This is a genomic window from Maribacter sp. R86514 (assembly GCF_044597005.1).
Lineage (GTDB): Bacteria > Bacteroidota > Bacteroidia > Flavobacteriales > Flavobacteriaceae > Maribacter.
The window spans coordinates 997407-1016874 of record NZ_CP138999.1 but is presented as its reverse complement, the minus strand read 5'-3'; the positions used below and the strand labels follow the sequence as shown (position 1 = coordinate 1016874).

General features: G+C 33.8%; 19 protein-coding genes, 2 pseudogenes and 1 riboswitch. Of the genes and pseudogenes, 14 read left to right on the top strand and 7 right to left on the bottom strand.

Annotated elements, in window-relative coordinates; all coding sequences use genetic code 11:
* Nucleotides 1–231 precede the first annotated feature (231 nt).
* The 3 genes and pseudogenes from SJY30_RS04525 to SJY30_RS04515 form a co-directional block, all read right to left on the bottom strand.
* Complete coding sequence (locus tag SJY30_RS04525) at nucleotides 232–2259, bottom strand: FAD-dependent oxidoreductase (protein ID WP_396634409.1); 2028 nt, start codon at nucleotides 2257–2259, stop codon at nucleotides 232–234.
* A gap of 254 nt (nucleotides 2260–2513) precedes the next feature.
* On the bottom strand, nucleotides 2514–3374 hold the full coding sequence (locus SJY30_RS04520; RefSeq protein ID WP_396634408.1) for an outer membrane beta-barrel protein: 861 nt from the start codon (nucleotides 3372–3374) through the stop codon (nucleotides 2514–2516).
* A gap of 318 nt (nucleotides 3375–3692) precedes the next feature.
* Nucleotides 3693–4994: pseudogene (locus SJY30_RS04515) on the bottom strand (Na+/H+ antiporter NhaC family protein).
* Nucleotides 4995–5045: 51 nt separating this feature from the next.
* Nucleotides 5046–5143, bottom strand: a riboswitch (SAM-I-IV-variant riboswitch).
* 224 nt (nucleotides 5144–5367) lie between these two features.
* Between SJY30_RS04515 and SJY30_RS04510 the strand changes: the two are divergent.
* The 3 genes and pseudogenes from SJY30_RS04510 (at nucleotide 5368) to SJY30_RS04500 (ending at nucleotide 7606) form a co-directional block, all read left to right on the top strand.
* Entirely contained in the window at nucleotides 5368–6207 is an 840-nt protein-coding gene (locus tag SJY30_RS04510) for an AraC family transcriptional regulator (protein WP_396634407.1), read from the top strand.
* 83 nt (nucleotides 6208–6290) lie between these two features.
* Nucleotides 6291–7046: pseudogene (locus tag SJY30_RS04505) on the top strand (SDR family NAD(P)-dependent oxidoreductase).
* A 26-nt stretch (nucleotides 7047–7072) separates the two neighbouring features.
* The gene (locus SJY30_RS04500) at nucleotides 7073–7606 is read left to right on the top strand and encodes a carboxymuconolactone decarboxylase family protein (protein WP_396634406.1); all 534 of its coding nucleotides are present in this window, start codon (nucleotides 7073–7075) and stop codon (nucleotides 7604–7606) included.
* Nucleotides 7607–7732: 126 nt separating this feature from the next.
* On the opposite strand, the gene SJY30_RS04495 is transcribed toward SJY30_RS04500, so the two are convergent.
* The 3 genes from SJY30_RS04495 to SJY30_RS04485 form a co-directional block, all read right to left on the bottom strand.
* Complete coding sequence (locus tag SJY30_RS04495; protein WP_396634405.1) at nucleotides 7733–8479, bottom strand: SPOR domain-containing protein; 747 nt, start codon at nucleotides 8477–8479, stop codon at nucleotides 7733–7735.
* 122 nt (nucleotides 8480–8601) lie between these two features.
* Nucleotides 8602–8976: a PleD family two-component system response regulator gene (locus SJY30_RS04490; protein ID WP_396634404.1), complete on the bottom strand. Its 375-nt coding sequence runs from the start codon at nucleotides 8974–8976 to the stop codon at nucleotides 8602–8604.
* Nucleotides 8977–9509: 533 nt separating this feature from the next.
* Nucleotides 9510–9893: a Fur family transcriptional regulator gene (locus SJY30_RS04485; RefSeq protein ID WP_396634403.1), complete on the bottom strand. Its 384-nt coding sequence runs from the start codon at nucleotides 9891–9893 to the stop codon at nucleotides 9510–9512.
* An 81-nt stretch (nucleotides 9894–9974) separates the two neighbouring features.
* Here SJY30_RS04485 and SJY30_RS04480 point away from each other — a divergent pair, with 81 nt between their 5' ends.
* The 11 genes from SJY30_RS04480 (at nucleotide 9975) to SJY30_RS04430 (ending at nucleotide 19014) form a co-directional block, all read left to right on the top strand.
* Nucleotides 9975–10379 carry a MerC domain-containing protein gene (locus tag SJY30_RS04480; protein WP_396634402.1) on the top strand — a complete coding sequence of 135 codons (405 nt, stop codon included), beginning with the start codon at nucleotides 9975–9977 and terminating at the stop codon, nucleotides 10377–10379.
* 232 nt (nucleotides 10380–10611) lie between these two features.
* A complete protein-coding gene (locus SJY30_RS04475; RefSeq protein ID WP_396634401.1) occupies nucleotides 10612–11385 on the top strand; it encodes a DUF1080 domain-containing protein in 774 nt (257 codons plus the stop codon).
* An 88-nt stretch (nucleotides 11386–11473) separates the two neighbouring features.
* The gene (locus SJY30_RS04470) at nucleotides 11474–12229 is read left to right on the top strand and encodes a DUF5995 family protein (protein ID WP_396635308.1); all 756 of its coding nucleotides are present in this window, start codon (nucleotides 11474–11476) and stop codon (nucleotides 12227–12229) included.
* 53 nt (nucleotides 12230–12282) lie between these two features.
* Entirely contained in the window at nucleotides 12283–12855 is a 573-nt protein-coding gene (locus tag SJY30_RS04465; RefSeq protein ID WP_396634400.1) for a Crp/Fnr family transcriptional regulator, read from the top strand.
* A 14-nt stretch (nucleotides 12856–12869) separates the two neighbouring features.
* Nucleotides 12870–14051, top strand: a complete 1182-nt coding sequence (locus tag SJY30_RS04460; protein ID WP_396634399.1) for a low temperature requirement protein A — start codon at nucleotides 12870–12872, stop codon at nucleotides 14049–14051.
* Between the two features lie 225 nt (nucleotides 14052–14276).
* On the top strand, nucleotides 14277–14759 hold the full coding sequence (locus tag SJY30_RS04455) for a cupin domain-containing protein (RefSeq protein ID WP_396634398.1): 483 nt from the start codon (nucleotides 14277–14279) through the stop codon (nucleotides 14757–14759).
* A 34-nt stretch (nucleotides 14760–14793) separates the two neighbouring features.
* Nucleotides 14794–15891: an L-dopachrome tautomerase-related protein gene (locus SJY30_RS04450; RefSeq protein WP_396634397.1), complete on the top strand. Its 1098-nt coding sequence runs from the start codon at nucleotides 14794–14796 to the stop codon at nucleotides 15889–15891.
* 132 nt (nucleotides 15892–16023) lie between these two features.
* Complete coding sequence (locus SJY30_RS04445) at nucleotides 16024–16962, top strand: cyclase family protein (RefSeq protein ID WP_396634396.1); 939 nt, start codon at nucleotides 16024–16026, stop codon at nucleotides 16960–16962.
* Nucleotides 16963–16981: 19 nt separating this feature from the next.
* On the top strand, nucleotides 16982–18190 hold the full coding sequence (locus tag SJY30_RS04440) for an MFS transporter (RefSeq protein ID WP_396634395.1): 1209 nt from the start codon (nucleotides 16982–16984) through the stop codon (nucleotides 18188–18190).
* 263 nt (nucleotides 18191–18453) lie between these two features.
* Nucleotides 18454–18618: a Lacal_2735 family protein gene (locus SJY30_RS04435; RefSeq protein WP_396634394.1), complete on the top strand. Its 165-nt coding sequence runs from the start codon at nucleotides 18454–18456 to the stop codon at nucleotides 18616–18618.
* Nucleotides 18619–18660: 42 nt separating this feature from the next.
* Nucleotides 18661–19014, top strand: a complete 354-nt coding sequence (locus tag SJY30_RS04430) for a DoxX family protein (RefSeq protein ID WP_396634393.1) — start codon at nucleotides 18661–18663, stop codon at nucleotides 19012–19014.
* Nucleotides 19015–19017: 3 nt separating this feature from the next.
* Here SJY30_RS04430 and SJY30_RS04425 read toward each other — a convergent pair whose 3' ends face one another.
* The gene (locus SJY30_RS04425) at nucleotides 19018–19380 is read right to left on the bottom strand and encodes a DoxX family protein (RefSeq protein ID WP_396634392.1); all 363 of its coding nucleotides are present in this window, start codon (nucleotides 19378–19380) and stop codon (nucleotides 19018–19020) included.
* Nucleotides 19381–19468: the final 88 nt, after the last annotated feature.

The following is a 19468-nucleotide window of genomic DNA, read 5'->3' as shown; positions in this document are numbered from 1 at the left end:
TTTGAAAGAGGAAGTAGCGATTGCGATGAATTAATACCTCAATATACCTCTAGAAAAAGGAAATATTTTAACAGGTGTTAGTTGAGACCGATATAGATGGGGACTTAGGTTCCCCATCAGGCTTTATGGATTCTACCGATAAAATTTTAAAACTAACGAATGAAAACGGAGCGTTCATATCTCTAGAAGATTAATTCATTTTACCATATGACTTCACTTGTTTTTGTAACATTAAATTTCCGCAGCTAATCTACAAGCCTGATTTATAGCACGTTTAGCATCTAATTCGGCAGCAACATCTGCACCACCAATTACATGTACATTCATGCCTTTTGTCTGCAATGGTTCTAAAAGTTCTTTAAATGGTAATTGCCCTGCACAAATAACCACAGTATCTACTGCAAGTATTTTCCGTTCATTATTTTGAGTATAGTGCAAACCTTCATCATCTATTTTAGTATACTGCACTTCATTGATAAACTGTACATTTTTCTTTTTCAATGTTGACCTATGAATCCAACCTGTGGTTTTACCCAAATTACCACCAAACTTACCTTTGCTGCGCTTAAACATATATATTTCTCTAGGCGAGGGCTGTATTTCGGGTTGTATATTCTCAATTCCACTACGAGCTTCTAAAGTCTTATCAATTCCCCATTCTTTGAGCCAAGCATTGATATTTAATGCCGTACTTTCACCTTCATGGGCTAAATATTCAGATACATCAAAACCAATTCCGCCAGCACCGATAACGGCAACACGCTTGCCTACGGGTTTTTTAAATTTTAATACATCTATATAGTTAAGAACTTTTGGGTGGTCTACACCCTCGATTTTCGGAGTTCTTGGTTGTATACCAGTCGCTAAAATAACTTCATCAAAGTTGCCATTCTTTAAGTCTTCGGCAGAGACTCTAGTATTCAATTTTACAGTTACATTATGCAACTCTAGTTGTTTATTGAAATAACGAATGGTTTCGTAAAATTCTTCTTTACCCGGTATTTGCTTAGCCAGGTTAAATTGGCCGCCAATTTCTTTTTCGCCATCAAAAAGAGTAACATCATGCCCACGTTGTGCTGCGATTGTAGATGCAGCCAATCCTGCCGGTCCTGCACCAACAACGGCAATTCTTTTCTTTGTTTCTGTTGGATTATAATTAAGGACTGTCTCATGACAAGCTCTTGGGTTTACCAAACAACTAGCAACCTTTCGTTGAAAAACATGGTCTAAACATGCTTGATTACAACCAATACAGGTGTTTATCTCATCTGCCTTATTTGCTTTAGCTTTATTGACCCACTCTGGATCTGCTAAAAATGGTCGTGCCATTGAAATCATATCTGCATGACCTTCCGCTAAAACTTGCTCAGCAGTTTCAGGCATATTTATTCTATTAGACGTAACTAACGGAATAGATAATTCTTCTTTCATCTTTTTGGTCACCCAAGTAAATGCCGCTCTAGGTACCGATGTTGCAATAGTGGGTATACGGGCTTCATGCCAGCCAATTCCTGTATTTATGATTGTAGCTCCGGCTTTTTCTATTTCTTTACCCAAGGCTACCACTTCTTGCCAAGTGCTTCCCTTTTCTACCAGATCTAACATTGATAAGCGATAAATGATGATAAAATCTTGGCCTACCGCTTCTCGTGTTTGTTTTACTAATTCAATTGGTAAACGCATTCGGTTTTCATAACTACCACCATAATTATCGGTACGTTTATTAGTTCTTTCTGCAATAAATTGATTAATTAGATATCCTTCAGAACCCATAATTTCTACGCCATCATAACCCGCTAGTTTTGAAAGTTTAGCCGAATTTACAAAATCACGTATGGTACGATTAATACCAGATTTATTGAGTTTAAATGGCTTGAAAGGGGAGATGGGGGACTTGATAGCCGATGGCGCCACCGCAAAAGGATGATAGCCGTACCTACCGGCATGTAGTATTTGCATACAGATTTTACCACCTTCTTTATGCACGGCATCGGTAATGACCTTATGATGTTTCGCATGCTTTTTAGAGCTCATACGTGCAGATAAAGGGCCTGTCCAACCTTGCACATTGGGCGCTATACCGCCGGTTACAATTAATCCGACTCCGCCTTTTGCCCGTTCGGCATAATATGCGGCAATTTTATCTATTCCATTTTTTTTTTCTTCTAAGCCGGTATGCATAGAACCCATTAAAATTCGGTTCTTTAGGGTGGTAAAACCTAAATCTAAAGGCTCAAAAATATGTTTGTATTTGGTCATTTCACTACTAATTAAATTCAATTTACTATGCATGCATAATAGTTCAATATACGTTTAAAAATTGAACAACATCATATATGCTATATTTTTTTGATTCAATTACCTACAAACCATTATAAAATATCTTTACAATTACCTGTGGTTCATAGAGCTGAACAAAGTATTATTAGTGTGTACTATTTTACTAGCAGATATAATAAAACCCCTATTAAACTATTGTTCAATAGGGGTTCAATATTCTAGCTCTTGAAGTGTTATTCTTTATTAGCCTTTGCAAATTTATAGGTAATACCAATATTTAGCCCGAAAGAAGAATAAGGAACTTTTTGAGATAACTCTTTTGTAGTATCTGTATTCGTATTCGACAATTCATCTACATAAGTCGTTTTCTTGTTAATACCTTCTGGTAAATTATCAATGGAATAAAAACCACTAACGGCAACCGTATCATCTGGAAGTTTAATATCTGTATTAAATTCTGAAATTTCTGAGTCTTTACGCTTTAAACTAATACCGTAATACTCTACTTCTGCAAAAAGACTAAAGTTAGCATCTAAATTATGTCTATAACCAAGCGCACCTACAAATCCTAAAGGAAAGTGGCCATGAAAGTCTTCTTTGTAATTGGTCTCGGAATATGACCCGTTAGGTACACCTAAAGCTTCGGCCTCTGCTTCAGAAAATACAGATTTTTGATAGATAACCCCCTCGGTTTTTCCTCCTAATTTTATCAAGGCTCCAAAACGCCCGTAAATATTGTTGGTAAATTTGTATACCACAGATGCAGAAGCACCAAAAGCACGTGCTCTTGCCACTGCATTAACTTCTGTAGATGGTAAATCTACTATAGAAACATCTTGATCGGTACCATGTAAATACCCCACGCCTAAATCGAAACCAAAAGAATCATCAAAGAAATAAGTTCCTCTAAGTTGAAAATTTGTTCCCTCACCGTAACTTCCATAAGAGTTTTCCATTGTAGAAGTATTAATGCGTTCTCCTAATTTCATGGTCGCGCTACCAATTGCATATCCAGAACTTGCAGATACCTGCCATTGCCCATAAGAAATAGTACTTACCAAAACAGCTGCACAAACAGCGATCAAGTGTTTCATAATAAATGATTTATAAATTGAAAATGGATTAAAAACTAATTATATTAAAATAAAAGAAAATTACACTAGTGTCTGACTAGCAACGTTTTAAAGAGTTATAGAAAAACATGAGCATCTCTATTGTCAGTGTCTTTTAAATTAGTTTATCAAAATTACTTTTTTAGGCAACCTTCCCATATCTATGTCTGTAGTTTAACATTCAATTTAAAATTCACATTTAATTTCTATATGATTTTTATCAAAAAATCAAAAAACAGGAAGTTATATCGAACATAATCACATTTTATTGGGAATTTATAACTCTTTCAACAGTTAGCCTTAAGCATTATTCTTTGCCCTAAGACCAATAAATAACAGTGTGTAAATAAAAAGCAATACCAAATACCAAGTGTTGCTTACCAAATCTAAATAATCGATTTTTCCTTTAGAGAAGCTTAAAATCATTAAGACCTGTGCTCCATAAGGAAGCAAACCTTGAAAAATACATGCGAAAATATCTAAGATAGAAGCCGTCTTTTTATTATCTAAATGATACTCGTCATTAATGGTTTTTGCAATTGGTCCGGCAATTATAATTGAAACGGTATTATTGGCTATTGCCATATTAATTGTACTCACTAATGTGGCTATACCGAATTGTGCCGATTTCTTATTTTTTATCAGCTTTCTAATATTGACCAATATAAATTCAATTCCACCATTTCTTTCTACCAATGCCGCCAATCCTCCGGTCAATAAAGACAAAAGAAATATTTCTGTCATATTGGTAAATCCCGTGTAAGCGATTTTGCCGGATTCAATCAGAGTAAAATCTTGATAAACAAGACCTAGTACAACTGCAGCTATAGCGCCTAGTAAAAGCGTTACAAAAACATTGACTCCAACAATAGACAGAACAATCACCAATACATACGGTAAAATCTTTACAATATCATAGTTATAAACGGTGTTTTCAGATGTAACGGATTCTAATCCTAAGCCTTGAAAAATTAATATGGCGATGGTAAATATCGCTGCTGGCACAGCAATTTTAATATTCTGTTTAAACTTATCGCTCATTTTACAACCTAAAGATTGAGTTGCTGCAATAGTTGTATCTGAAATTACAGATAAGTTATCACCGAACATACTACCGCCCAATAACGCCCCGCATAAAATTGCCAGCTCTGCATTGCTTTCTTCGGCTAAACCTACTACTATTGGCGCCAACGCTACGATAGCGCCAACAGAAGTTCCTGTTGAGACAGATAAAAACCCGGAAATAATAAAAATGCCCACATATATGTATTATATAGCTATAAGATCTAAACCAAGGTTTACAATGGCATCTACACTACGTGTTTCATAGGTAATTGCTGCAAAAGCACCTGCCAATAAATAGTTAAGGCACATCGTTAATATCTTATCATCTCCACAACCTTTTAAAAGCGTATCGATTTTATCTGATATCGATTGCCTAAATAGTATGAACGCTACTACAATACCCACAATAACCGCAATAGGAGCGGGTAGGGCATAAAAATCATTTTGATAAATGCCTACACCTAAAAACGTAAATACAAATACGAACAAGGGTATTAAGGCAGAAAATTTTGGGATCTTGTTTTTGGTACTTTCCATTTCTCTTTCTTCATAATCAAAAAAGGAAATAGCTAAAAATTAGAAGGATTATGAACTAACATTTGTTCCAATTAATTGGCTTATCTATTTAGCACCTTGCTTGTTTTTGCAGGTTGCTATCTCCTTTTTTGAGATTCTTGATAACAATTTTAAGGCGGCAAAAATAAAACATAATACCGCTTGGCAAATCTTAAAAAAGGTTAATTTATCAATACCTATTTTTTAGAATATGCCGACGAAGCTTTTAATGAAATCGATTATTAATACATGCCACTTACCATAATTTATTTGAAAGTTTCTATTTATAAATACGTCTTAAAAGGTGCACGAATATAATTTTATTATTGATTTGGAGAATATTAAAAAATACCACTTGCACAAAGATGATTATTCGAAATTACATTTCGATTTTCTTGATGCAGAAGCTTATTTTCAAAAACATAGTACACCAAGTTCAAAACCACATAATCACAGCTTTTATCAAATTATCTGGTTTAAAGAAAAAGGCAGACACTATATTGATTATCAAGTAGTAGAACATAAAGAGAATACCTTGTTCTTTATTAATAAAAATCAAGTACACTATTTCTGTCCAGATTCACCAAACAAGGGACAGCTATACCATTTTAATGATTATTTCATAGAACGTTTCAATACTGATTTAATGAAACGGTTTTCTTATTCCATATTTAATGAAATTGGAAATCCGTTTGTCACCTTGTCCGCTGTAGATGTCAAAAAGCTTACTATGCTTTCCTCTGCTATAGACATAGAATTAAAGACCAAAAATTATTTTCACAAAGAACAGGTATTCTCTTTTTTTCAAACTTTATTATTTCAAATTGAACGATTAAAGAAAAAACAAAATGCTTTTGGTGTAGATACAGATAAGGAACACTATACAGCATATCAATTTAAACAACTCATTTATGAAAATATGGAATCTTTTTTAAGCCTAGATGAGTATTGTACCAAACTCAATATCAATGTTAAAAATTTAACCTCATTAAGTAAAAAATATCTGTTAGATACACCAGCGAACATTATTCGTCAACTAAAAATCTTAGAAGCCAAGAGAATGCTGGCAAACCATAAGATTACGGCTAAAGAGGTTGCATATGCCATAGGCTTTGATCAACCAACCTATTTTACAAAGTATTTTAAAAAAGAAAACGGACTTACACCCAAGCAGTTTCAGGCATCATTACCCTAATTTACCATAGGTTTGCGCTTAATTACCATTTTTACCCATGACATCTCATGAACTTTGTATCAAATAAAAAAAATACAAAAATCATGAAAAAGCAAGCATTGATAATTGGAGGAACTACTGGAATGGGAAAAGCCACCACTAAACTATTAATAAATGACGATGTAGAATTGATCGTTGTTGGTAGACCTGGTAAAAATTTGGAAAGTATTGAAAAAGAACTTTCTTCTATTGGTTCAATAAAAACGGTAGCTCTTGATCTTAGTGACCTTACAGCTGTTCAAGAATTTACTAATTCTATTAAGGAAATCGCTCCTGATTTAAAATATCTTTTAAATGCTGCCGGTTATTTTAGTCCTAAACCGTTTTTAGAGCATACCGAGCAAGATTACAACATCTATCATGACTTCAACAAAGCATTCTTTTTTATTACCCAGGCCGCTGCCAATGTAATGAAAGATAATGGAGGTGGTTCTATTGTAAATATAGGATCTATGTGGGCCAAACAAGCCATTAAAGCTACGCCTTCATCTGCTTATTCAATGGCTAAAGCTGGTCTTCATAGCTTTACTCAACATTTAGCAATGGAGTTGGCAGAATTTAATATTAGGGTAAATGCAGTATCTCCTGCAGTAGTAGTTACTCCAATATACGGTGCCTTCATAGAATAAGATAAAATTGAGGAAACATTACAGGGTTTCAATGCTTTTCACCCAATTGGCAGGGTAGGTAGACCACATGAAATCGCCAAAACCATTCACTTCTTATTATCTGATGAAACTGCATGGGTTACAGGTGCTATCTGGGATATTGATGGCGGTGTTATGGCAGGTAGAAATTAACACATCTCTAATTTTAAAATATAAAAATGAGCACATTTCCGATATTAAAAAAAGAAGATGTAAGTGAAGCGAACAAGGAAATTTTCAATAACCTTGAAAAGGGATTAGGATTTGTACCAAATATATATGCCGCTATGGCACATTCAGATAATGCCCTAAAAGACTACTTACAATTCTCAAACGCTAAAACTTCTTTAACGGCTATTGAAAAAGAAGTAGTTGATCTGGCCATTAGCCAAGTTAATGGTTGCAGGTATTGCCAATCTGCACACACTGCAATTAGCAAGATGAAAGGTCTTAATGATGATCAGATTTTAGAATTAAGACATGGTAAAGCTTCTTGGGACAAGAAGTTGAATGCCTTATCTAAAGTTTCTAAAGAAATAGCAATCAATAGAGGTAAATTGAGCAATACAAGTTTAAACGCATTCTATGATGCTGGCTATACCAAAGAGAACTTGGTTGATTTAGTAATCGCAGTAGGTATTATTACTGTAACAAATACTTTTCACAATCTAACGGATGTTGAAATAGATTTTCCTTTAGTTGAAAGTATTTAATAAAATCTTTGAATTGATCGAAGGTTCTACATAGATAAATAGAATTTTACTTATTAAAAAAAGGCTAGAATTGCTTCTAGCCTTTTTTTAATTTCCTTTATCCAAATATTTTATTTGAATAAGACCCTATCTCTTTTTAACCCAAGAATCAATACCGAAAGCTTTATTTAATTCTGATATAAGTTGCTTCTTATTAGATTTGTTCGAGCAATCAACAGGTACGCTTATATAAGTTAAACCTTTTGGGTATGCGCCTTGTTCATGTGTGTACCCTAAAGCTTTTAGTTTTTTAATAATTGTAGCTATGTTATTCTGATCTTTAAAAACACCCACCATAGCCATACAGTTCAATTCTATAGTTGTATTGGCTACTGATGCTGTTTTTGAACTCTCTGTTAATACATCTTCTTTTTCTACAATCGGTTCTTTAATTTCTTTTGACCCAAAACCAGTATTTACTGTGTCTAACATTGTTTTTACAGATTCAGTCGACAATGTATTTTTAGGTTTATCTACTATTTCTTGCTTAATGTAAGAGTCTACTTTATCATCTACTAAATCAGCCTCTGTAAGTGTCGTATCAGAAATAATGATCGCTATTTTCTTATTAGGATCAATTGCATCTTTTGCAGGTATTGTCACCGGCATATAAGTGTCTGAATTTTTATATACGTACTCTCGATCTTCTGAATGATATGAATCAGGTAATTGTTCTTTCGATGTTTCCAAATCAGGAGTAGCCTCTGTCATTTCATTCTCATTATTAAACATATACATGTAGATGAAAATAGAGAATAGGGCTATTACGGCAATGGCAATTGCAAAGTCCCATCTACCTTGTTTAGTACTAAAAATATCTTTATCGGGGGTCATGGTTATGTGTATGTTTTGAGATACAAGAATTTACTAAAAAAGTAAATATAACCAATCTAAATATTATCTATGCCCATAAGATGCTATTGCCATGTTTAATTATTGGCAAGAAAGTTACAAGTTCAACTAACTTTTTTACCGTACATATGATAGTAAACGGAATCTATAGCATGGTGTATATCTGTTTTTGTAAATGGTTTGCTAATAAAATCTATACAACCAAGCTCTCGTGCCACTTCTTCAAATTCTTGTTTAGTAGAAGTTGAAATAAAAGGCAACCTATTACTGAACATTTCTAAGAACGATAGTCCGTTCATTCCAGGCATTTCTATATCGGAAATAACAAATTGTGGTTTATTTATCTGTATATGCACCCAGGCATCATATGAGTCTTCAAAGACTGTAACCTTACCAACCAACGGATGCGTTTTGGCAAGCTTTTCTGCTAATGACAACCACAAATGGGAGTCATCTACAATTACTAATTCAAGTTTCATTTTTCTGAGTTTGAGGTTTGAAAGACGAAAAGTACCCCATTGCTTCAGATATATAAATTAATTCTGTTGAAAGGTGTAAAAGTATCCGTATACGTTAAAATAAGATGTAAAGAATACTATTAAATGGATAATTTTAGAAGAACCTACGTCCCTTCGAAACACAATAATTAATAGCGAACAACCTCAAAATAAACCTATTAAACATTGTATCAAAAACACAGTTTCTATATCCACACAAGGGTCTGAGTATTTAATTTTCAATTGTCGAATAAATTAAAATTCGGGCTATTGTTATCAATAACCCGAACTTACCTTTATAGCTTTTTTAAATTCATTCCACTAAAAAAATGCAATCATCAATGTTATTAGCAATGTTGGAAAAATTAATTTAAGCCAGCTAAATTCACGACTTACTTGATAAAATTTAACATTGTGTTTTGTCCAGTCTACCGAACTCTCTGATTTTTCACTGAACATTTTGTCATAAAAGCCCAATCTTAGATTTTTATGAAGTTTCCATCGAATCTACATTTTTATGACACAAAACACTCTTCACATCTGCCCTGAATCAATAACTGCGTAACTTCAATTTTTCTGTTAGGTATTTGTGGTAGTGGTACGGTAAAGGTCAAACAATCTACCCTTCCACAGCTAAGGCATTGAAAATGGGGATGCACATCATTATGCTCAGTGGAAGTACAACCATTACATTTTGCATACCACTTTAAGCCTTCTTTCCCTAAAAAAGAATGTAGAATACCATCATCTTCTAACTTGTCTAAAACACGGTAAATAGTGGTTTTATTAAAGGTATCACCCAACTGTTCAATTAATGCTTTTGCAGAAATAGCTACTGAACTAGTATTGAATTCATTAAGTAAAACTTCTACTGCTTTAGTCTTTCTAATTACTCCCATAAAACAAATATAACGCAACCTTGTTGCATTAACTAATATTATATCTACATTTGCAACTTAGTTGTATTAACAAAAACTTCAATGATATTAATTAAACAAAAATCTGACCTTCTTGGCACTGTTGCAAGCTCGTTATGTTTAGTGCATTGCATAGCGACCCCATTCCTTTTTTTAGCACAAGCAGGTTCAGCAGCTTGTTGTGACAGTCCGCCGACATGGTGGAAATTTATGGATTACCTGTTCTTGGTAATTTCATTTTTTGCCATTTTGTGGTCCACAAAAAATACAACGCTTACATTAATAAAGCCTTTAATGTGGTTAAGTTATATCATGTTATCAATTATTATTCTAAATGAAAAACTAGAGTTATTTTATATACCCGAAGCTGTCATCTATATTCCTGCTGTTGGGTTAATCATATTACACCTGTACAATAGACAATTTTGTAAATGCAACACTGAGAAATGTTGTATACATGAATCTTAAAAAGCACCTAGAAATTATTAGTCTATTATTATGAACAATGTACTACCCTACGTAATGCTTAAGTAATTAGTGGTTAAAGGGAAAACTGCCAATTTTCATATGACTTTTAATTGTAGCATACAATTACAATACTTTTCAAGTCTAAATATTAAATTATTTTAATTTGCAATCATTACTTTAGTTAAGACATTACCTATCGGTACTCAATAACCCATAATTTTAGAATATACCAATGACCAAATATTCCCTTTATACTTTACTGATTTTGCTGTTCGCTTTCAATTCTTGTAAAACTGAAAAGAAAAAAGATTTTACAATTGAACGTTCTAAAGATATAGCAGCTAAAAACAAGGCTCACAATGAATTATTGGATATTGAAAAGGAACAGGGTTGGAGCTTACTTTTTGATGGTAAATCATTAGAAGGCTGGCATCTTTTCAATAAACCAGATTCTACACAATTCTCGGCGTGGGAAGTTAGAGACGGAATGATATTTTGTAATGCTACGGATGAAAGTAAATTGTTTGGAGATTTAGTGACCGATAAGGCTTATGAAAACTACGAGTTGCAATTCGATTGGCAAATGGCACTTAGAGGAAACGGTGGCGCATTTATCAATGTGCAAGAAACCCCTGATTACAAAGCAACTTACAATACTGGTGTTGAGTACCAGTTATTGGAACCTGAACATATGGATACCAAAACTCCTTTAAAAAGACCTGGAACGATTTGGGGATTAGCGCCACAATTAAATACTGTGGAAGCCAACCCAGTTGGGCAATGGAATACCACACGAATTATTCAACAAGATGGTAAAATTCAGTTTTACCTCAATGGCATACTAACTGCCGAAGAAGTAATAAACTCCGCCGCTTGGAAAAATAAAGTTGCCAACTCAAAATTTAAAGATGCACCTGGCTTCGGTAAAGCAACCCAAGGTAAAATTGCATTTCAAAATTGGTATTTTGAATCTTGGTTTAGAAACATAAAAATCAGGGAATTATAAAAATCTATTTTATAGTATTTAAACTATTAGAAATGAATACTTTTAATGTAATTTAAAACATAGCATTCATAAATTTCATTTTTAGAAAATCAGCCGACCGACCACCATACAAGAAGTCTTACATCAATTAGACGAAATCATAGATAATGCCATCGCCAACAATGATCGTATTGGGTATTTCGCTTTTTTATACCGAAGGGTAACTGCAGAAATATTAAAAGAAGTTCAATTAGGTAATTTTGAGGATAATGCCCGTATGGAAACTTTTGATGTTGCCTTTGCCAACTACTATATAGATGCTTACAAAGGTTATACAACAAACCAACCGATCAGTAAATCTTGGCAATTTGCATTTGATACCAAAAACGATCTATTGACCATTTTACAACATATTATGTTAGGTATCAATACCCACATTAATCTTGATTTAGGATTAGCAGCAAGCGCTGTAATGCTAGGCAAAGAAATAATGGAAATCGAAAAGGACTTTAATACGGTAAATACCATTCTTGGCAATATCGTCAATGAAATGCAAGACCGCCTTAGCCGTGTATCTCCTTTATTATTTTTACTAGACATCGCCGGAAAGAATACCGATGAAGAAATCATTAACTTTAGTTTAGCCAAAGCCCGCGAATTATCATGGATTAATGCAAATCTACTTTGGGGATTAGGCGATGGTCACCAAGATGACGCTATTCATCAAATGGACAACACCGTGTTAAGACTTGGCGAATTCATAAAAGCCCCAAAATCTAAAATTGTTACTTACGCTCTAAAGTTTTTAGGCAAGTTTGAAGAAAAGAATGTAGGTCTGGTAATTTCCAAACTAAAAGCTGATTAACCATAATTCAAACTTTATTTCCGTTTTTAATTAAGTAAAGATAAATTTGCTTTATGGAAGACCAGTTACAGTTACTAAGACAACATTTTGAAGAAATCGTTTCTTTAACTGATGACGAATGGAATCTTATTAAATCGCACTTTGAATTTAAAAGTCTTAAAAAGCACCAATTCTTAATACAAGTAGAACAACCTGTAGACTTTGAATATTGGATTATCAAAGGCTTGGTAAAAGCGTATTCCATAGACGAAAAAGGCAAAGAGCACATTCTTCAATTTGCTATGGAAAACTATTGGGTGAGCGATCATTACGCTTTTCAACATCAAGAACCAGGTACTATTTTTGTAGATTGCCTTGAAGATTCTGAGTTCTTTTGTTTGTCTTTAGAGAACAGAGAGAAAATTTGCTTAGAAGTACCAGCAGTTGCCAACTTCTTCAGAATTAAATCAAACCACGGTTACATCAATCTGCAACAAAGAATCTTGTCTTTGCTTACCATGACCGCAGAAAGCAGGTATGAGTACTTATTAAATAAGCTTCCATTATTAATACAACGCGTTCCTAAAAAATTAATCGCTTCCTATTTAGGTGTATCTAGAGAGACTTTAAGTCGTTTTAATAATTAATTATAGGGTTAGTGATGAAAAATAACTTGTTTATAAAACCAATAAAAATTAGAAGTGACCAAGAAAAGCATAGACAAGCTACATGGATTGAGCTTTTTATCGATTTAGCCTTTGTACTTGGTATTTCACAAATAGGAGAAGTATTTTCAGAAGGATTTAATGGCAACACCATAATTTACTATGGGCTTTTATTTCTTTTGTTTTTCTGGATTTGGAATCGGTTTACGTGGTATGCATCAATGTATGACAATGATGATGTACCCTATCGTATATCTTATTTAACACTTATTTTTCCTGTTCTAGGTATAGCGAGTGAAATTGAAAATATTCTATTAGGTAATTTTTATAACGCAATACTTTATTATCTATCCATAAATCTAATTTTGATTTATTTATGGAGTAGAGTACTTCGTAAAGCTGAAAAGTACCTTGGCAACGCCAAGTTCTTTTTGGGTGGATATTTAATCAGTACAGTTCTTATAGTCACCTCTTTATTTTTATCTACTCACTTTCAAATTATTTTTATCATAATAGGTTTTCTATCAGAATTATTAGGACCGGTTTTAGGTTGGTATGTTAATAGAAGTAAAATACCTATACACTCAAATCACGTAATAGAAAGACATGGCTTATTTACAATTATTTTACTAGGGGAATGTTTAGTGGCAATTTTTTCAAATTTTAACAGTGTCATACAATCAGAGTATTGGTATATTCTTATTGTTTCATTTGTAATTATACTATGTTTATGGTGGTTGTATTTTGATTGTGGTTATGGCTATTCTTCTAAACTCTCAAAAAACGCCGCCAGAGTTTTTGAATTTGGCTATGGTCAATTTTTCGTTTATCTCTCGGTTGCACTTGCAGGAATAGCTCTAGAGTATTCCTTACATAGCATCAGTGGTCATTCTGTCCACTATGATATTTTACCCGGTCAAATTGTTATGTGTTCTGTTGGTTTTTTTATTTTCGCACTAAGTGCTGTGCAACTATTTGTCTCCAAGGATAAACCTTTCTTGGTATATGTACCTAGAATTTTGGTTAGTATAACACTTATTGGTTTGGGGGTATTATCTATTTTAAAACAAAATAAAAATTTTATAGTTTTTACTTTGTTTTTACTGTTGCTATTAACAATTAATGATGTGTACCAATGGGCTAAATTTAATTTGGAAAAGTCTAAAAATCAAACATAAATTGCCTTGAGTTTTTTCCATATATAAATAGAAATAGGAGCTAGAATTATCAAAAACTAATTGCTTTTGATTACACGTGTAGTATTTCGACAGCTATATTCTTCAGTATTAATAATTATTTCATAATCAAAAGTGATATACATCACAAAAAATCCGTGATGTATGTCCTCGCACACCCCTTTGTTTTCATAGAATTTTGTATCGAACAATTAAATACAATGTACTATGAAAACTACAAGAACACTTTTTCTATTATTTACAGTTATTGCCATAGGCTTTAACGCTTATGCGCAAGAAGACAAAAGACCGTTAATGGGTAACTCTTACGGTATTATCAATATTGATGAATACGTAACACTACTTCCTAAAGACCACAACGGTATCATCAAAGACATCAGACTATTAGACCGTGAACACGCAGGTGTTAGAATCTTTCGGTTATATGACGAAGTGCCTATGCACTACCACGCAAAATCTGATGCTTACCTCTACATTTTAAATGGCAAAGCAGAATTTTATGTAGCCGATAAAGGTCCTGTTGTTGCAGGAAAAGGAGACTTATTGTTTTGGGGAAAAGGCACAGCACACGGAAACGGAAAAATTTTAGAAGGTCCATTAGACGTACTCGTTTTTGACGCAATAGCCAGAGATCCAAGCGATGTTATTTGGGTAGACCCATCAACGCAAAAAAAGTTTTTTGGCAACTAAGTAAATCATATTCAATTTTAAAAAAATAATAACGATGAAAACAGTAACAATTATAAAAACAGTCTTGTTCGCATTTGTAATGAATTTTACACTATTAGCACAAGCACAATTAGAAACTATAGCAATATTTCCAGAATCTAGACCAGGGAATATAACAGTGTCTAATGACGGGAGAATATTTGTAACAATGAGTGCCTTAAGCGCTTCAAAATATATGGTGAAAGAAATTTTACCAAGTGGGGAAGCCATTCCGTTCGGAGATAAAGAGTGGATTGTAAAACCAGAAAATGGAAGTATAAAAGGTATCAATTCAACCATCGGAATTCAAGCTGATGCAAATGGAATCCTCTGGGTATTAGATATGGGTAACGTAAAGCAAAATCAGGCCCCCAAATTAGTTGGATTTGATTTAGTTACCGGTAACGTAACAAAGGTGTTTCCTATTCCGAATACGGTATTGTCATCAAAACCTTTTTTACAAGATTTTGTGATTGATGTAAAAAATAACACTGCTGTAATTGCAGATATGACCGATGCCTTAAATCCGCCAATTGCACCAGCTTTTGTCGTGATTAACTTAGAAACAGGTTATATAAGACGAGTTCTGGAAGGGGATGCGTCATTTTTGCCTGCTGATGAACCAGTAAAAATTCACGGTAGATTAGTATCGCATAAAAGAAAAGACGGTACTACCATCCAGCCAAGATATCCATTAAACCCAATTTCTATAGATGATGAAAACAAGTATATCTACTATGGTGCAATGGGAAATACTAAGATTTACCGCATTTCGTCTGCTGTTTTAGCGGATGAAAGCAAGCAAGATAGCGACCTTAATAAGTACATCGAGTTTTATGCCAACAAACCAAAATCTGACGGATTTAAAGTGGGTGCAAACGGAAAAGTATATGTAACCGATGTTGAAAATTCAGCCATTGTAGAAAGTACGCCTTCTGGAATGAAAACCATTGCGCAATCCAAAAAAGACCTGTCTTGGCCTGATGGTGTTGCCATACACGGAAACTATTTGTATATCGTAGCAAATCAGCTTCATAATCTGCCTTTATTAAATGAAGGAAAAGATGCCAGTAAACCACCTTATTTGGTATTAAAAATGAAGCTTCAAGATTAAATAAAATTAAAAGTAAAGTGATGTATGCGCAGTATTAAATGTGACATACATCACTTTAAAATGGTGATGTACATCCTCGCACACACCCTGCATTAATCGGAAATTTGTATAAGAAATTTAAAACATATTAAAATGAAAACAATAGTAAATACATTAAAAACAATTGCCTTAGCAGCTACACTTTTTACTGCTTTAAGTACAAACGCGCAACAAGTACCAACGTCACCTTATGGTGAAGACGATGAAATTGGTGCACTTAATCTTTTAAATGAAGAAACAGTTTTGGATGCCGTAAAATTGGTTAAAAAAGGAAAAGTATACCGCTTAGGAATGGTAGTAAATGCAGAAACTGCAGCTTTCCGCCACAGATATTTTCATATAGAAACGTTGCAACCAGAAACTGCTGCTGCAGGTTCTAATAAATTCACCTACGTAGATGATCAATTGATTGGTTGGACAGGTGTTGGGTCTCAAATAAACGGATTGGCACATTATGGTAGAGACAATGTGCATTATAACGGACATAAAGTTGAAGATTTTTTAACCGTTTCTGGTGTTAAAAAATTAGGGCTAGAAAAATTACCTCCAATTGTAACTAGAAGTATTGTTTTAGATATGCGCTCTTACTACAATCAGGATATTGTAAAAGAAGGCACTGTTTTTACAGTAGAAGACATTGAAAAAGTAGCCAAAAAACAAGGCATTGAAATCCGTAAAGGAGATGTGGTTTTGTTTTACACAGGATGGACCAAATTAATGGGTAAAGATGACAAACGCTATTTAGCTGGCGGACCTGGAATTGGTACGGAAGCTGCACATTATTTAGGTAAAAAAGGAATTGTTGCAGCAGGTGCAGACAACTGGTCTTTTGAAGCAGTACCACACGAAAACAGCGAACTTTCTTTTCCTGTAAATCAAATGATGGCAACCGAATACGGTGTACAAGTATTGGAAAATATTCTTGTAGATGAGTTGGTTGAGGATAAAGCTTGGGAATTCCTTTTTGTATTAGGTCACCCTTTATATGAAGGCTCTACGCAAGTACAAATAAACCCTGTTGCCATTAAATAACAAAAAACAATTAGAAATTATGGAAACATCAACAATACATAGAGATACTACGGTAGCCAAAAAGAAGCGTTTACCAGCAGCATTATGGGCATTGACCATAAGTGCATTTGCCATAGGAACAACGGAATTTGTAATTGTAGGTTTATTATCTACCGTTGCAAGTGACCTAGGCACATCATTAACATCAGCAGGATTATTAGTAAGTCTGTACGCCATTGGTGTTGCTATTGGTGCACCCATATTAACTGCATTAACAGGTAAAATTCCAAGAAAACAATTATTAATGGGTATCATGTTACTATTTATAATTGGTAACGGTTTAGCAGCTATCTCACCAAGTTTTGAGTTGTTGCTATTATCTAGAGTTGTAACAGGTTTTGCTCACGGTGTATTCTTTTCTATCGGGTCTACCATTGCAGCGAGTTTAGTACCTAAAGATAAAAGAGCAACTGCAATTTCGATAATGTTTGCCGGTCTTACGGTAGCCATTGTAACCGGAGTGCCTTTAGGAACATACATCGGTCAGAATTTTGGGTGGAGAGCAACCTTTATTGGTGTTGCTTCATTAGGATTAGTAGGTGCAATAGTTAGTTTGGCTTTGGTTCCTAAAAATATCAAACAATCGGCTCCATTACGACTTATAGACCAATTAAAAGTGATTAAGAATCCGTCTATTTTATTGGTGTTAGCCATTACTGCATTTGGTTATGGTGGTACCTTTGTCACCTTTACCTACTTAACTCCGCTATTAGAAGAAGTAACTGGTTTCTCTTCAAATATGACTAGTGTATTTCTTTTAATTTATGGTATTGCCATCGCAATTGGGAATATCATAGGTGGTAAAGTCTCTAACAACAAACCAGGCAAAGCCTTATTGGTCATGTTTGCTTTACAAGCCATCGTATTGTTTGTGTTATACTTCACCGCTTCTAGTCAGATTTTTGCCATCGTGACCTTGTTTTTTATGGGAATCCTAGCCTTTTCAAACGTACCTGCATTGCAATTATACGTGGTGAAAATGGCGGAGAAATACTTGCCAGGAACCGAAGATGTAGCATCTGCCTTAAACATTGCAGCTTTTAACGTCGGTATTGCTATCGGCGCTTATGTAGGCGGAATGGTTGTAGAATCGAGCTTGGGTATTGAAGCAACACCTTGGGTAGGTGGTATGCTGGTGATTGTGGGTTTCTTGTTAACCTTGGTTTTATTCAAAAAAGAAAAAATATAAATCGTTCACTCGCATTTTACTATTGAGATTGTTGTTTATTCAATTTATCTCAATAGTATTTGTTTTTAATCAGAGTGAATTTTAAAATCAAACCTTACTTTATTACTACGCATTTTTAGAAGAATGTTTAAGGTCTAGAAGTCAAAGGTGGTTTAAATTGAACATTTTACCTTAATTGTTCAACAATAATTAAAAATAATTAAACATTTAGTATATTTATATTAGTTAAGGTTATAACCATTAATTTAAACTAAAATTAAATTATGTTCGGTATATTTAAAAAGAAGTCTGAAATCGATAAGCTACGTGACCAATACGCAAAGCTCTTAAAAGAAGCCCATACTTTATCTACAACAAATAGGAAAATGAGCGACCAAAAGACTTTTGAGGCAGATCAAATCATGAAGAAAATCGAAGAATTATCGTAGATAAGATCAAAACAATAATAGTTGTCATTTTAAATCCACTCAATGATCATACTTAATGTTGCGGTATTTTTATCCAGCTTTGCTTTTATATATTATGGTTTTGAATGTTTGACCTCACAGAAAATGAAAGACGAGTTTGCGAGATTTGGTTTAAATAACCAACGCATGCTTACTGGTTACCTTCAACTACTAGGAGGGTCAGGACTTTTATTGGGGTATTTCTTTTCTCCAATATTGGTTTTTGTATCTGCATCTGGTTTAGCACTGCTTATGTTTTTAGGCTTCGGTGTTAGAATTAAAATCAAGGACAGCATAGCAGAATCACTACCCTCATTCATCTTAGGACTAATTAATGTATTTATTTCGGTAAGCTATTATAATCAGCTCAATTTTTAGTCTTTATACAAAAGCAATTACCAAACATAATGTCAAAAATAAAGCTGCAGGAAAAGATTTAAACAAAGGGTCTTTAATTTTAAAATGCATTACAATAGAACCTAACAGTAAAGCTGCCAAACCCAACGCTGCCGGTTGTGTCAATACAGGCACCCAAATACCTATTAAAAGTAAAATCGCTAACGTTACTTTTAAAAAACCAACAACATAACACATCATTTCCGAAAGACCGTAGACCTTAAATTCCTCTATAATCGTTTTTGCATTTCCACCACGCCATTTGGTTTCTTTTTTATTCTGTATCAGCCAAACGTTCAATATGCTAAGACCAACTATTATTTGACAAACAATAATTAAATAATTCATTTTAAAGTAGTTTTGTAGTAAAGGTCATTATCAACCCTATTTCAAAAATACAAATTTTGTTTATATTTATACAATATTAGTTAAACAA